We start from the raw sequence: 14,235 nt of genomic DNA, 5'->3' as shown, positions 1-14,235 counted from the left end.
CGGGCGGACTAGACTCGGAGCCAAATGACCAGAATCATCGCCGGCAGCCTCAAGGGCCGCCGCCTCGCCACGCCCCCGGGGGACCGCACCCGGCCCACCTCGGACCGGGTCCGCGAAGCGCTGTTCAACTCGCTCGCGCCCGGCGGGGACCTCGACGGCCTCCGCTTCGCCGACCTGTACGCCGGGTCCGGCGCGGTCGGCATCGAGGCGCTCTCGCGCGGCGCCTCCGCGGCCCTGTTCGTGGAGTCCCACGCGCTCACCGCGAAGCTCCTCCGCAAGAACCTCGCCGACCTCGGCGCCCGCGGCGGCGACGTGATCTGCGCCCCCGTGGAGAAGGCCGTCCTGAACGGCCCGGCCGAACCGTACGACATCGTCTTCGCCGACCCGCCCTACGCCGTCACCGACGCGGCGGTCGCGGGCGTGCTGGAAGCGCTGGTCGAACACGGTTGGCTCGCACCGGACGCCGACGTGGTCGTGGAGCGCGGCGGCAAGGACGCCGCGGTGCCCTGGCCCGCGAAGATCGCAGAAGACCGCGTCCGGCGCTACGGCACCACGGCACTTTGCTACGGTCACGCCCTGTGAAACCTGAAGCCCGAATCGCCGCCTGCTCCGGGTCATTCGATCCGGTGACGTACGGTCATCTCGACATCTTCGGACGCGCCGCCCAGTTGTACGATGAAGTCTGGGTCGCGGTCTTCCACAACGCCTCCAAGAACGCGCTGTTCAGCGTCGAGGAGCGGGTGGAGCTCCTCAAAGAGACCACCGCGGACATGCCCAATGTACGAGTCGCGTCCTTCCAGGGACTGGTGGTCGACTTCTGCCAGAAGCACGGCGCCGGAGTGCTCGTCAGAGGCGTGCGCGCGGCCTCCGACTTCGACTACGAACTACAGATGGCCCAGATGAACTACGGGTTGGCGGGCATAGAGACGGTGTTCATCCCCACCAACCCCCTCTACTCGTTTCTGTCGTCCTCGATGGTCAAGGACGTCACGAAATGGGGCGGCGACGTCTCGTCGCACGTGCCCGAAATCGTCCAATCGCGACTGATCGAGCGCTTGCGGCAGGAATAGCAGCACTTTCCACCCTCATACGGGACAATGTCCCCATGACAGACATCGACGGGAGCAAATCGGTGGGTGCGCTCGACCGGATCGAAGAGATCATCGCTTACGTGGAGCAGGCGAAAGCCGTGCCCATGTCCCGCGCCTGCAAAGTCGACCGGGCCGAGATGATCGCCATGCTCGAAGAGCTCCAGAACGAACTCCCCGGCGACCTGCGCCGGGCCGAGGCCATGCTCCAGGAGCGCGACAACATCATCAACGCCGGCGAGCGCGAGGCCGAGCGGATCATCGCGGAGGGCGAGTCGGAGCACGCGCGGCTCGTCTCCCGCCACGAGATCACCGTCTCGGCCGAGCACGAGGGCAACCGCATCATCGCGGAGGCCCGCGGCGAGGCCCAGCGCCTGCGCGACGAGGTCGACGAGTACGTCGACACGACGCTCGCCAACTTCGAGCAGTTCCTGCACCGCGCCCTCTCGGGCGTCGAGCGCGGCCGCGACAAGATGCACACCCTCCGCGAGATCGGCAGCTTCGCCCCCCAGCAGCAGGAGCAGTTCGAGGACGAGAAGCCGCTCCCGCAGCTGTAGTGCCTGTACGGCTGCAGCGGGGAGTCGGCGGGACGCCGCGGCCTCGGGCCCGGTGAGCCGAGGCCCCGACGGCGAAGCACCGGCCGGCCGTCAAGGCGGTGCGGCCTCGGCCGTCGTCCGGGCCGGTCCCGTATCCGGCCGCAGCCCGGCCGCGAGACGCTGCGCGCCCGGCGGCGCAGCCGCGCGGGCGTTGGCCGCAGGGCTGCGGGCGGGGCGCTCCCGGGTGGGAGGGTAGGCCGCCAGTCTTGCCCGCGGGTCCGACGTTCCGGGCCCGCGGACGGGCCGGGTATCGCCGACATCACGTCCCCGCTCCGCTCCGGCCTGGGTTGGGCCGGGTCCCGGGGCTGATGTAGCATTACCGGTCGGCCTCGATCGAGGCGAACCTCCCTGAACGAAGGACCGCAGCACACCCATGACGACCGCTCCTGATCCCGCCGCGCCGCTGGTGTTCGACACCGCGGAGCTCGGGCGCAGCTCGGGCACGACGATGCACGTCGCGCTTGAGGTCCCGGCACCCGCCGGGCTCGGTCTCGCGGGCTACGCCGTCCCGGAGTCGGCCCCGCTCGACCTGGACTTCCACCTGACCGCGGTCAGCGAAGGCGTCCTCGCCGACGGCACGGTCGCGGCGGTCGCCGCAGGCGAGTGTGCGAGGTGCCTCGCACCCGTGGAGGACGCTCTCAACGTCCAGGTGCAGGAGCTGTACGCTTACGAAGGCTCCGTCACCGACGAGACCACCGAAGCCGACGAGATTCTGCGGCTCAGTGGCGATCTGCTCGATCTGGAGCCCGCGGTTCGGGACGCGCTGGTGCTGGCGATGCCGGTCACCCCGCTGTGCCGACCTGACTGCCCGGGGCTGTGCGCCGATTGCGGCGTCCCCTGGGACGAACTGCCCGACGACCACGTTCACGAGACCGTGGACCCCCGTTGGGCGGGTTTGGAGAAGCTTCGGCTCGCCGACACCGACGGCGAATCGAAATAGCACAGCGAATAAGTATGGAGTTCTGAAGTGGCTGTTCCGAAGCGTCGTATGTCGCGCAGCAACACCCGGCACCGTCGGTCGCAGTGGAAGGCGACGCCGATCCAGCTGGTCGAGTGCCCGCAGTGCCACGCCAAGAAGCGCGGCCACCAGGTCTGCGAGGTCTGCGGCACGTACAAGGGCCGCCAGGTCCTCGAAGCCTAAGTCCTCCCGCTTATGGGCGACAAGGCAGTACAACATTTCCAAGCGGTGTTCGGGGTCAGCGATATCGACCCCGAACTGCTGCGTCTCGCCCTGACCCACCGCTCGTACGCGTACGAGCACGGCGGGCTGCCCACGAACGAGCGGCTGGAGTTCCTCGGGGACTCCGTGCTCAGCCTCGTGGTGACCACGGCGCTCTACCAGAACCACCCCGACCTGCCCGAAGGGCAGCTCGCGCGCCTGCGCGCGTCGGTGGTGAACATGAAGGCGCTGGCGGGAGTCGCCCGCCGCATGGGCGCGGGCGGCATCGGCCCGCACCTCATGCTCGGCAAGGGCGAGGAGACCTCCGGCGGCCGGGGCAAGAACTCGATCCTGGCGGACGCGGTGGAGGCGCTGCTCGGTGCGGTCTACCTCCAGTACGGGGTCGAGACCGCCAAGCGGGTGGTCCACCACTTCTTCGACCCGCTCATGGAGGCCGCGGCCGGCCAGGGCGCGGCCCTGGACTGGAAGACCAGCCTCCAGGAGCTGACGGCCGACTCCGGTCTCGGCGTGCCCGAGTACCGGATCACCGAGTCGGGCCCCGACCACGCCAAGCAGTTCACGGCCTGGGCCGTGGTCGCGGGCGAGGAGTTCGGCGAGGGCACCGGCGGCTCGAAGAAGGACGCCGAGCAGATCGCCGCCAAGCTCGCCTGGCAGGTCCTCTCGGACCGCATGGGCGTCAAGCAGCGCTAGACGAACCTGAACGAGGGGCGGGAACCGGAGATCCGGTTCCCGCCCCTCGGCGTTGTCCCACGTGAACGTATGGGTGGGCGGGTGGGTACGACCATCCCTAACCCCCACCCACCCGGGGAAGCATGGCTGCCATCCTTCCGCGGGGGTCCGACAAAAATCGGGGCCCGGGGCGGTCGTGTCACCCGAACGAGTGGCGATCGAGCATAGGGCGATGCGAACCGAAGGCTACGGCCTACCTCTGACACTTCGGGCAGTAGTGGGCCGAGCGGTCGCCGATGACTTCTCGGACGATCGGGGTGGCGCAGCGTTTGCAGGGCTGGCCGGCGCGGCCGTAGACGGCGAGTTCGCGGGCGAAGTAGCCGGCCTCGCCGCGGGCGTCGACGTAGAGCTCGTCGAAGGAGGTGCCGCCGACGGCGAGGGACTCGGTGAGGACGTCCTTGACGTGGCCGAGGAGCTCCAGGGCCTTGCGGCGGGTGAGGGAGTCGCCGGAGCGGCGGCCGCGCAGGCGCGCGCGCCACAGGGCCTCGTCGGCGTAGATGTTGCCGACGCCGGAGATCCAGCCCTGGTCCAGGAGGGCCTTCTTGACCTCGATGGTGCGCTTGAGGAGCCGGTCGGCACTGGCGGAGGCGTCGAAGGCGGCCTCGAAGACGTCGGGGGCGATGTGGGCCATGGTCTTCGGCACGTCGTCGCCCATGTCGGACAGCTCCCAGTACCCGAAGGTCCGCTGGTCGATGAACCACAGTTCGCGGTCGTCGGCGAACACCAGGCGCCCGCGCAGGTGCTTGTGGGCCTCGCGGCCGTCGGTGACGACGTGGAGCTGGCCGCTCATGCCGAGGTGGCAGATGAGCGCGCGGCCGTCGTCGAGGGCGAGCCACATGAACTTGCCGCGGCGGCCCGATCCGGTGATCTCCAGGCCCTTGAGGTTCGCCTGGAAGTCCGCGACGCCGGGCGCGTGGCGGCGGACGGTCCGCGGGTTGTAGACCTCGGCGGTGCTGATGCGTCCGCCGCGGAAGGCCGCGTCGACCCCGCGGCGGACCGTCTCGACTTCGGGGAGTTCTGGCACGTTTCAAGTATGCCCAGGGACTCCGGTCAGCTCAGTTGCGGGTGCTTCTCCCTGACGGTGTCGATGCCGTAGTTGATGGCGAAGGCGATCGCGGCGAGGCGCGAGTTGACGCCGAGCTTGCCGAGGACGTTCTGCACGTGCGACCGCACCGTGGAGACCGACACCCCCATCTGGTCGGCCATGTGGCTGGTCGGCTCGCCGCGGACGATGCGGCGGAGCACGTCGTCCTCGCGGGGCGTCAGGTGGTGCGCGAGCTCCAGGGCGTCGTCGTCGCCGAGGAGCGGTGCGGGCTGGAGCGCGGCCCGCAGGAGCTGCGGGTCGTAGTAGGGCGGGCTCGCGAGTCCGGTGTCGATGGCCCGGAGCAGTTCGCTCGGGAGGATGTGGGTGTTCGCGATGCCCGCGGCGGAGACCGAGACGGCCTTGCGGAGCACCGACCCGTCCTCGCGGTCGGTGATGAGGAAGACCGGCCGCTTGCAGTCGGTCAGGACCCGGTTCCGGGAGACCGCTTCGAGGGCGACGAGGCAGCAGTCGACTTGCGCGTCCGCGGCGGCGAGCGCTTTGGCGCTGCGTGCCTCGACGGGGTGGTCGCCGCGTCGGTGGAGCAGGGGTCGAATGCTGGCGGAGAAGACCTGGTTCGGGTCGTACAGCATGACACGCACGGTTGGCACCTCATCCTTCGGGTGTTCTTCGGTCGCCTCCCCAGATGCGCGCCGATCAGGCGGCCACCCCAGCATGACTGTTGGTAATCGTCCAGTCCAGCATTGAGTCGGATGGACGACAGTACGAGGTCGCGGCGCCGTTCACCTGCGATAATGCGGCCCGTGCGGGGCTAGCCGAACATCTGCACCCAGTAGATGGTGCCGTCCCGGTCGTACGCGCCGATGCCGATGACGTCGTAGCCGCAGTTGAGGATGTTCGCGCGGTGGCCCTCGGAGTTCATCCACCCCTCCATGACCGCCTCGGCGTCGGGGTAGCCGTAGGCGATGTTCTCGCCGACGCCGCCTTCGTAGCCCTGGGCGTTGGCCCGGTCGGTGGGGCTGCGGCCGTCCTGCGAGGTGTGGTCGAAGTAGTCGTTGACGGCCATGTCCTCGGCGTGGAGGCGCGCGGCGGTGTCGAGGCGGGAGTCGCGGGCGAGGTCGCCGCAGCCGTTCTCGGCGCGCCGGTCGTTGACAATGCCGAGGATCTCGGACTCCGCGTCGGCGTACGGGGCGTCGTCGCCGCCTCCGCTGTCTCCGCCGCCGGAGCCGCCGTCGTCCTCTTCCTCCGCTGCGGCCGTGGTGGTCTCGGCCGCCTCGGTGGTGGGCTCCTCCTCGGCGTCCTGCGGGAGGATCTCGGCCTCCTGGATGTCGGCGAGCGGGGAGACCGTGGGGGACTCCTCGGCCGACGCGGAGGTCGAGGCGCTGGTGGCGGGGTCCTGGGTCGCGGCCTCGGTGCCGTCGAGTGGCGAGCCGACCGCCCACAGTGAGGTGGCTCCCGCCGCGAGGCCGAACGAGGCCAGGATGGCGATGAACATCCGGCGCGTGCTCTCGGCGGGATCGCGGTGGCGTCCGCCCTGGAGTCTTCGCATGGGGGTACGGCTCCGTCGCGGGGGGAAATACACGGGGGTTATTCGCGTTCCACGGGACCCTACCAGGTCCGGTCCGGCCGCGCACTGAGCGCACGGTGACGGGGCCCTCACTGAGGTGCCCCCGCAGGTGTGACCCCCGTCGAATCCGGGGGTCCGAGCATGTGCAAAGCTTGACGAAGACCGCCGGAAAGGCGGAAGATGGTGGGTGACGGCCAGTGTTCACGAGCCGTGCTCCACTGGTCCGGCAAGGGGCAATCGGCCCCGGCGGCTAAAAAAATCACTCAGCAAATGCGACGTCTATTCCGGTGCGTACGCCAACGCCACCTGACGACGTGATCGCAAGGAGAAACTATGGCGAAAGCCCTCTACGGCCACATCGGCCAGGCTCCCAACAAGCGCCTGCTCGAAGAAGTGGTCCAGCTACGCGCGCGAGTACGGAACCTTGAGACCGAGCTTGCCGAGCTGCGGTCCCGAGAGGACGAGATCGAGCAGGATCAGGTCGAGGAGCTGATGCGGCTGCACGAGCCCGCGTTGACCTAGACCGTCACTCGCACAACGGAAGATAGGCGCGCCAGCTGCCAGCAGCGGGCGCGCATTGTCGTGTCCGGAGGGCGAAACCCCAGGAGGGCGGTCCGGGTTCGTCCTCTTTGAGAGCTTTGATCTCCCCGATCCGGTCACAGCCGCCTTGTAGGCTGGGACGGTCCCGTACCCCGACGACGCCGACAGCCGGAGCGACCGTTGCACCTGAAGAGCCTCACGCTGAAGGGATTCAAGTCCTTCGCCTCGGCCACCACCCTGCGCTTCGAGCCGGGGATCACCTGCGTCGTCGGCCCGAACGGCTCCGGCAAGTCCAATGTCGTCGACGCCATCGCTTGGGTCCTCGGCGAGCAGGGCGCGAAGTCCCTGCGCGGCGGCAAGATGGAGGACGTCATCTTCGCGGGCACCACCGGCCGCCCCGCGCTCGGCCGCGCCGAGGTCACCCTCACGATCGACAACTCCGACGGCGCGATCCCCATCGACTACTCCGAGGTCTCGATCACCCGCCGCATGTTCCGCTCCGGCGAGGGCGAGTACGAGATCAACGGCGACCGCTGCCGCCTCCTCGACGTGCAGGACCTCCTCTCCGACGCCGGCATCGGCCGCGAGATGCACGTCCTGGTCGGCCAGGGCAAGCTCGACTCCTATCTGCACGCCCGCCCCGAGGACCGCCGCGCGTTCATCGAGGAGGCCGCGGGCGTCCTCAAGCACCGCAAGCGCAAGGAGAAGGCCCTCCGCAAGCTCGAAGGCATGCAGGGCAACCTCGACCGGCTCTCCGACCTCACCGGCGAGCTGCGCCGCCAGCTGAAGCCGCTCGGCCGCCAGGCCGAGCTCGCGCGCCGGGCCCAGACCATCCAGATGGACCTGCGCGAGGCCCGCCTGCGCCTCCTCGCCGACGACCTCGCGTCCCTGCGCTCGAACATCGCGAAGGACCTCGCCGACGAGGAGGCGATCAAGGAGCGCCGCACCGTCCTCGCCGACGAGCACGAGCGCCTCGCCCTCCAGGTCGGCGAGGTCGAGACCGCGCACGCCGCCGACAAGCCGCGCCTCGCGCGCCTCCAGGAGACCTGGTACCGCCTCCAGGCGGTCGCCGAGCGGCTCCGCTCGACCGCGCAGCTCGCCGCCGAGCGCCGCCGCTACCTCGCCGAGGAGCAGGACGACCGCGCCGGACGCGACCCCGAGGTCCTGGAGACCGAGGCGCAGCGCATCCGCGAGCAGGAGATCGAACTGCGCGAAGGCATCGCCGAGGACTCCGAGCGGCTCGCCGCCGCCGTCGAGGCCCGCGAGGAGACCGAGACCGCGCTCAGCGACGCCGAGCAGCGGATCGTCGGCGCCGTCAAGGCCGCCGCCGAGCGCCGCGAGGCCCTCGCGACGCTGCGCGGGCGCGTCGACTCCCTCAAGTCCCGCACCGCCGCCGCCGCGGAGGAGCTCGAACGCGCCTCCATCGCGCTCGCCGAGGCGAAGGAGCGCGCCGAGGCCGCCGCCGAGGCGCACGCCGAAGCCGAAGCCGAGAGCGAAGCGGTCGAGGCCGACGCCGAGTTCGACGACGCCATCGCCGAAGCCAAGGCCCGCACCGCGGCCGCGAAGGCCGAACTCGACCGCCTCCAGGCCGCCGAGCGCGACGCCGACCGCGAAGCGTCCCAGTGGGCCGCCCGCGAGGAGGCCCTCGCCGTGGGCCTGCGCCGCAAGGACGGCGCGGCCGCCCTGCTCGCGCGCGACGACGCCGTCCCCGGGGTCCTCGGGTCCGTGGCCGCGCTGCTCACCGTCAGGCCCGGCTTCGAGCCGGTGCTCGCCGCCGCGCTCGGGCGCCTCGCCGACGCCATCGCCGTCACCGGCCCCGCCACCGCCGCCGAGGCCATCCGCCTCCTGCGCGACGAGGACGGCGGGCAGGCCGCGTTCTTGATCGCCGGGGCCCAGGCCCAGGTGACCGTCCCCAGTGGACTCCTGTCGGTCGCGGACACCGTCTCCGCGCCCGCCGAGCTCTCCTCCACCGTGCGCGCCGTCCTCGCCGGGATGGTCGTCGCCGACGACCTCGACGCCGCCCGCGCCATCGTGGAGGCCCACCCCGGCCTCACCGCCGTCACCCGCGCCGGCGACGTCCTCGGCACCGCGACCGCCCACGGCGGCTCCGCGAAGGCCCAGTCCTACATCGAGATCCAGGCCGCCGTCGACGAGGCCCGCGACAAGAAGATCGCCGCCGAGTCCCTCGCCGCGCAGCTCGGCGAGCGCCTCGACGCCGCCCGCGACGCCCACGCCGACGCCGAGGCCGCCGCCGAGCAGGTCCGCGGCGCCCAGCGCCAGGCCCAGGCCGCGCACAGCGTCGTCGCCCGCCGCCTCGCCGAACTCGGCGCCGCCGCCCGCGGCTCCGAAGCCGAGGTCGCCCGCCTCGCCCAGGCCAAGGACCGCGCCCAGACCGCCCGCGAGGCCGACAGCGCCGGGATCGAGGGCCTCGAAGCGCAGCTCGACGAGCTCGAATCGCTCCCTGAGATCGAGGAGCCCTCCACCGACGAGCGCGACGTCCTCTCCCGCCAGCTCGACGCCGCCCGCCAGAACGAGATGGAGACCCGCCTCGCGATCCGCGCCGCCGAGGAGCGCGCCTCCGCGCTCGCCGGACGCGCCGACGCCCTCACCCGCCAGGCCCAGTCCGAGCGCGCCTCCCGCGCCCGCGCCGAGGCCCGCCGGGCCGCCCGCGCCCGCGGCGCGGCCGTCGCCGCCCTCGTCGCCGAGGCCGCCGAAGAAGCGGGCGTGCGCCTCACCGACTCCCTCGAAGCCGCCGCCATCGAACGCGACACCGTCGCCGCCGAGCAGTCCCGCCGCGAGGCCGCCCTCACCGAGCTGCGCACCCGCGCCGCCGCCACCGCCGCCGAGCTCGAACGCATCACCTCCGCCGCCCACCGCGACGAGGTCGCCCGTGCCGAGCAGCGCCTGCGCATCGAGGCCCTCGAAGAGAAGGCCGGGGCCGAGTTCGGCGTCGACATCGAGACGCTCATCGCCGAGTACGGGCCCGACCAGCCCGTCCCGCCCAGCACCGACGAGATCAACGCCGCCGCCGAGAAGGGCAAGCCCGAGCCGCTCCCGGCCGAGTTCGACCGGCCCCTCATGGAGAAGCGCGCCGCCCGCGGCGAACGCGAGCTCAAGCTCCTCGGCAAGGTGAACCCCCTGGCCCTGGAGGAGTTCGCGGCCCTCGAAGAGCGGTACAAGTTCCTCAGCGAGCAGCTCGAAGACGTCAAGAAGACCCGCGCCGACCTCACCACCGTCGTCAAGGAGGTGGACGACCGCATCCAGCAGGTCTTCGCCGAGGCGTTCGCCGACACCGCCCGCGAGTTCGAGCACGTCTTCCAGACCGTGTTCCCCGGCGGCGAGGGCCGCATCCTGCTCACCGACCCCGACGACCTGCTCCGCTCCGGCGTCGAGGTCGAGGCCCGCCCGCCCGGCAAGAAGGTCAAGCGGCTCTCGCTGCTCTCGGGCGGGGAGCGGTCGCTGACCGCGCTGGCGCTGCTGGTGGCGATCTTCCGCGCCCGCCCCAGCCCGTTCTATCTGATGGACGAGGTCGAGGCGGCGCTCGACGACGTGAACCTGGGGCGCCTGCTCGACCTGCTGCGCCAGCTCCAGGAGAACTCGCAGCTGCTCATCATCACGCACCAGAAGCGGACGATGGAGATCGGCGACGCGCTGTACGGCGTCACCATGCGCGCGGGTGTCACGCAGGTCATCAGCCAGAAGTTCTCCCGCGAAGAGGAGTAAGGGCAGCCCAGTACAGTGGTTGACGATCGTCGACTCGTGGAGGGCTTTACCTGTGGACAACCTGTGGATCTGGCTGGTCGCCGCCGTCGTCGCGGTGGCCGTCGTCGTCGGCGTGGTGCTGGCCGTGCGCGGCCGGTCGAAGCCGCCTGTCGAGGCGCCCGCCGAGGAACCGCAGGTCGAGGCCGCGCCGAAGACTGAGACACCGACCGAGGCACCGAAGGCCGCGGCTCCCGCCGCGCCCGTCATCGAGGCCCCTGAGCCCGTCGCGGGCCGCCTGGTGCGGCTGCGGTCGCGCCTGGCCCGCTCGAACAACGCGCTCGGCAAGGGCCTCCTGGCCCTGCTCGCGAGCGACAAGCTCGACGACGACGTGTGGGACGAGGTCGAGGAGACGCTCCTGACCGCCGACGTCGGCCTCGCCGACACGACCGCGGTGGTCGAGCGCCTGCGCGAGCAGGTCAAGGTCCTCGGCACCCGCGACCCCGAGGAGCTGCGGCGCCTGCTCAAGGCCGAGCTGACCGCGGTCCTCGAACCCGGTCTCGACCGGTCCATCGCCACCGCCTCGCCCTCCGGCGAGGGGCCCGCGGTGATCCTCATGGTCGGCGTCAACGGCTCCGGGAAGACCACGACCTGCGGGCGCGTCGCCCGGGTGCTCGTCGCCGAGGGCAAGTCCGTCGTCATGGGCGCGGCCGACACGTTCCGCGCCGCCGCCGCCGAGCAGCTGGAGACCTGGGGCGCCCGCGTGGGCGCGAAGGTGGTGCGCCGCGGCGAGGGCGCCGACCCCGCCTCGGTGGCGTTCGACGCCGTCAAGGCCGGCGCCGAGGACGGCGCCGACGTGGTCCTGGTCGACACCGCGGGCCGCCTCCAGAACAAGGCCGGGCTCATGGACGAGCTCGGGAAGGTCAAGCGCGTCATCGAGAAGCAGGGCCCGGTCGCGGAGACGCTCCTGGTCCTCGACGCGACCACCGGGCAGAACGGGCTCCAGCAGGCGAAGGTCTTCGGCGAGGTCGTGCAGGTGACCGGCATCGTCCTGACCAAGCTCGACGGGTCCGCCAAGGGCGGGATCGTGATCGCGGTTCAGCGGCAGTTGGGGGTACCGGTTAAGCTGGTCGGACTCGGAGAAGGCCCGGACGACCTGGCCCCGTTCGAGGTCGGAGCGTTCGTCGACGCACTCGTCGACGGCGCCGAGAGCTGACGACGATGCACACGCACAGCGGGGACCGGTGAGCGAAGACGAGATTCCGCTTATTGGCGGCAACACGAGCACGGTCATCCGGCTGGGGGACACGGTCCGCCGGAACACCGGACCCTGGACCCCCGCGGTCCACGCCCTGCTCAGGCACCTCGACGGCGCCGGTTTCACCGGAGCGCCGCGGGTCCTGGGCGTCGACGAGCACGCGCGCGAGGTGCTGTCCTTCGTGGAGGGCGAGCCGGGCAAGTACCCGCTCGCGCCGCACTGGACCACCGACGAGACCATGAGCGCGGTCGCGAAGATGCTGCGCATGTACCACGACGCGCAGTACGGCTTCCGGCCGCCGCCCGGCGCGACCTGGCGGTCCTTCGGGCCGCCGCCCCCCGACACCGAGGTGATCTGCCACCACGACGCCGCGCCGCACAACGTGGTGTGGCGACCCGACGGGACGCTCTCGCTCATCGACTTCGACCTGGCGAGCCCCGGCGCGCGGATCTACGACGTCGCGTACGCGGCGTGGACGTGGGTCCCGATCTTCACCGACCGCGACTCGATCACCTTGGGCTGGAAGAAGCCCGACCGGGCGCGGCGGCTGCGGATGTTCGCCGACGCGTACGGGCTCTCCGACCGGGACAGGCAGCGGTTCATCAAGGTCATCCGCAAGCGGATCGTAGACCACATCGAGGGCATCCGCCGCATGGCCCAGGCCGGGGACCCCGCGTTCGAGCGGATCGTGCAGAAGGGGCACCTGCGCCGCCCGGCACGGGACCTGCGGCTGCTCGACGCCGAGCGGTACATCCTCGACGAGGCCCTGCGGTAGCAGGCGACGCGGTCCGGCAAGGCGGAGGGCGAAGACCCGCCGACGAGCCGGGAGCCGGGGGTCTTCGCCCAAGGGAGCGCTCCCAATTGCGAAACGCCTGCTGATTGGGAGGAACAGGCGAATCACTTAGGGGGAGCGCCGGGACTTCGGCGCGGGATGGATTTGAGGGAATTGCAGCAAACCTACCGTGGGAGCGCTTGCCTGTCAATACATCGTAAACGGTCAATATTAAGTGCCTTGGGAGGGCGCCCACGGCACCCCGCGACGCGCCGGTCCCCTTGCGCCACACAAAGACGGGCGCCCCGGCCGTCTGCACTCGGCGGGGCGCCCGACTCCTCAGGAGTGAAGTCCTTCTAGGCCAGCAGGTCTCCGGCGCGGCCGAGGACGAAGGCCGCGACGTTCCGGCTCAGCTCCACCCCCGCGAGGTCCGCCGAGCGCGAGTGGATGCCCGACCACACGCGCGCGTCCGTGTTCTCCGTGGTCAGCGGGTGCCACGTCGTGTACGTGCGGGTCACGCCCGGCGCGCTGGGGCTCGGGATCGTGAACGCCGCGCCCGGCCCGTCGCCGACGAGCTGGGTGAGCACCTCCTCGGCCGAACCCGAGTAGGTGTTGTGCCCGCTCGGGTAGTCCGGGTGGGACGGCGTGTTGTGGTACGGCAGCCAGTCGGGGTCCCGCAGGGTGGCCGGGTCGCCGTCGTCGAGCGGCCCGGCGATGGCGGTCACCGGCCGCCACCACACGTGCGCGTACTTCGAGTCCGACGTGGCGATCTGCGTGTCCACCGACGCGACGTGGAACAGCGCCACCAGCTCGACCTGGTCGCGCAGCGACCCGGTGTGGTGCTCCAGGGCCGCCCGCAGCACCGGGTTGTAGAGCGTGAACGAGGAGCCGAACCAGAACTGCGCGGTGTCGGTCTGCTCCTGGGTGCGGGCGGTGCTGTTCAGGCCGCCGTAGACGTAGACCTCCGCGACGTCGGCCCGGTACTGCGGTGTCCCGAGCGCCGGGGGCGCGTCGAGGCGGAACTGGTCGGCGCTGTCGAGCGCGAACGGCACCGCGAAGCGGGTGCCCGCCTGCTGCCCCGGCCCGAACGCGGGCGGCGTCGGCTGCCACACGCCCGGCGCGGCGGCCGGGGGCGTGTACGCGGCGTTCACCGACGCCGGGTCGAGCCCGTCGCCGACGCGCTCGCTCAGCAGGTCGTCGGCGCGGTCGACCCCGGCCGCGACGCCCTTGCGCTTGGCCCGGCCGTCCGGGACGCGGGCGAGCGCCTCCTCCAGCGCCGCGTCGAGCGCGGCCTGCTGGGTCGGGGCCAGCGCGTACAGCGCCCGGTGGACGGCCGCCGCGAGGGCGGCCTCGCGGTAGTGCTTCGCGTTGACGCCGTGGGGGACCCGCTGCACGGCGCGGGCGGCGGCGAGCCACGCGATAGCCCAAGTGCGGCTGTTGGTGACCTGGGCGGCGGCCGGGGCCGCGGTGACCGCGGCGTTGGTGGCGTCGAACCAGTCGAGGACGGCGGCGCTGTCGCCGTGGGCCGCGGCCGGTGATGCGGCGCCGATGGCGGCCCCGGTGGCGGCGATGGGGGCCGCGGCGAGGACGGCGCGGCGGGAGATGGCGGTCATGGTGCTCCTTGCGGTGGGAAGGCAGGTGGCGGGGATGCGGAGTCGGTGGGCGCGCGGCGGCGCCGGGGGAGTGGAGTACCGCCGGCCCGGGACGGCGTCGCAGGGGAGGAACGGCCTGGCCCGGACCGGCGGGGGTCGGGGGTCAGCGACA

Annotated in this window: 14 protein-coding genes; 10 read left to right on the top strand and 4 right to left on the bottom strand. The window is 71.7% G+C overall.

Going from position 1 to position 14,235, the window contains the following annotated elements; all coding sequences use genetic code 11:
* Positions 1-24 precede the first annotated feature (24 nt).
* The 6 genes from rsmD (at position 25) to rnc (ending at position 3,554) form a co-directional block, all read left to right on the top strand.
* Positions 25-582, top strand: a complete 558-nt coding sequence (gene rsmD / locus ACFFXY_RS20295) for a 16S rRNA (guanine(966)-N(2))-methyltransferase RsmD (RefSeq protein WP_382354757.1) — start codon at positions 25-27, stop codon at positions 580-582.
* Entirely contained in the window at positions 579-1,070 is a 492-nt protein-coding gene (coaD, locus tag ACFFXY_RS20290; protein WP_106364919.1) for a pantetheine-phosphate adenylyltransferase, read from the top strand. Before rsmD ends, coaD begins: the two co-directional genes overlap by 4 nt.
* A 62-nt stretch (positions 1,071-1,132) precedes the next feature.
* Positions 1,133-1,645, top strand: coding sequence for a hypothetical protein (locus ACFFXY_RS20285; RefSeq protein ID WP_382355550.1), 513 nt, complete (start codon positions 1,133-1,135; stop codon positions 1,643-1,645).
* A 412-nt stretch (positions 1,646-2,057) separates the two neighbouring features.
* Positions 2,058-2,624 carry a YceD family protein gene (locus tag ACFFXY_RS20280; protein ID WP_359947949.1) on the top strand — a complete coding sequence of 189 codons (567 nt, stop codon included), beginning with the start codon at positions 2,058-2,060 and terminating at the stop codon, positions 2,622-2,624.
* Positions 2,625-2,651: 27 nt separating this feature from the next.
* Positions 2,652-2,825 (top strand): 50S ribosomal protein L32, encoded by a 174-nt coding sequence (gene rpmF, locus ACFFXY_RS20275; RefSeq protein WP_091053207.1) that lies wholly within the window; start codon positions 2,652-2,654, stop codon positions 2,823-2,825.
* A gap of 12 nt (positions 2,826-2,837) precedes the next feature.
* A complete protein-coding gene (gene rnc, locus ACFFXY_RS20270; protein ID WP_359947945.1) occupies positions 2,838-3,554 on the top strand; it encodes a ribonuclease III in 717 nt (238 codons plus the stop codon).
* A 232-nt stretch (positions 3,555-3,786) separates the two neighbouring features.
* Here rnc and mutM read toward each other — a convergent pair whose 3' ends face one another.
* The 3 genes from mutM to ACFFXY_RS20255 form a co-directional block, all read right to left on the bottom strand.
* Complete coding sequence (gene mutM, locus ACFFXY_RS20265) at positions 3,787-4,617, bottom strand: bifunctional DNA-formamidopyrimidine glycosylase/DNA-(apurinic or apyrimidinic site) lyase (RefSeq protein WP_382354750.1); 831 nt, start codon at positions 4,615-4,617, stop codon at positions 3,787-3,789.
* A 26-nt stretch (positions 4,618-4,643) separates the two neighbouring features.
* A complete protein-coding gene (locus tag ACFFXY_RS20260; RefSeq protein WP_382354747.1) occupies positions 4,644-5,285 on the bottom strand; it encodes a helix-turn-helix transcriptional regulator in 642 nt (213 codons plus the stop codon).
* Between the two features lie 161 nt (positions 5,286-5,446).
* Complete coding sequence (locus ACFFXY_RS20255; RefSeq protein ID WP_382354744.1) at positions 5,447-6,184, bottom strand: CAP domain-containing protein; 738 nt, start codon at positions 6,182-6,184, stop codon at positions 5,447-5,449.
* Between the two features lie 351 nt (positions 6,185-6,535).
* Between ACFFXY_RS20255 and ACFFXY_RS20250 the strand changes: the two genes are divergently transcribed.
* From ACFFXY_RS20250 to ACFFXY_RS20235, 4 genes are all read left to right on the top strand, one after another.
* Positions 6,536-6,724 (top strand): hypothetical protein, encoded by a 189-nt coding sequence (locus tag ACFFXY_RS20250; protein ID WP_106364912.1) that lies wholly within the window; start codon positions 6,536-6,538, stop codon positions 6,722-6,724.
* A gap of 198 nt (positions 6,725-6,922) precedes the next feature.
* The gene (smc, locus tag ACFFXY_RS20245) at positions 6,923-10,465 is read left to right on the top strand and encodes a chromosome segregation protein SMC (RefSeq protein WP_382354741.1); all 3,543 of its coding nucleotides are present in this window, start codon (positions 6,923-6,925) and stop codon (positions 10,463-10,465) included.
* Between the two features lie 52 nt (positions 10,466-10,517).
* Positions 10,518-11,657 (top strand): signal recognition particle-docking protein FtsY, encoded by a 1,140-nt coding sequence (gene ftsY, locus ACFFXY_RS20240; RefSeq protein ID WP_382355547.1) that lies wholly within the window; start codon positions 10,518-10,520, stop codon positions 11,655-11,657.
* Positions 11,658-11,685: 28 nt separating this feature from the next.
* Complete coding sequence (locus ACFFXY_RS20235; RefSeq protein WP_382354738.1) at positions 11,686-12,474, top strand: phosphotransferase enzyme family protein; 789 nt, start codon at positions 11,686-11,688, stop codon at positions 12,472-12,474.
* A 353-nt stretch (positions 12,475-12,827) separates the two neighbouring features.
* On the opposite strand, the gene ACFFXY_RS20230 is transcribed toward ACFFXY_RS20235, so the two are convergent.
* The gene (locus ACFFXY_RS20230; protein ID WP_382354735.1) at positions 12,828-14,084 is read right to left on the bottom strand and encodes a vanadium-dependent haloperoxidase; all 1,257 of its coding nucleotides are present in this window, start codon (positions 14,082-14,084) and stop codon (positions 12,828-12,830) included.
* Positions 14,085-14,235: the final 151 nt, after the last annotated feature.

Source organism: Glycomyces mayteni (assembly GCF_042428885.1).
In the GTDB taxonomy this organism is placed as follows: Bacteria; Actinomycetota; Actinomycetes; order Mycobacteriales; family Micromonosporaceae; genus Glycomyces; species Glycomyces mayteni.
This window is presented reverse-complemented; position numbering and strand designations above follow the sequence as displayed.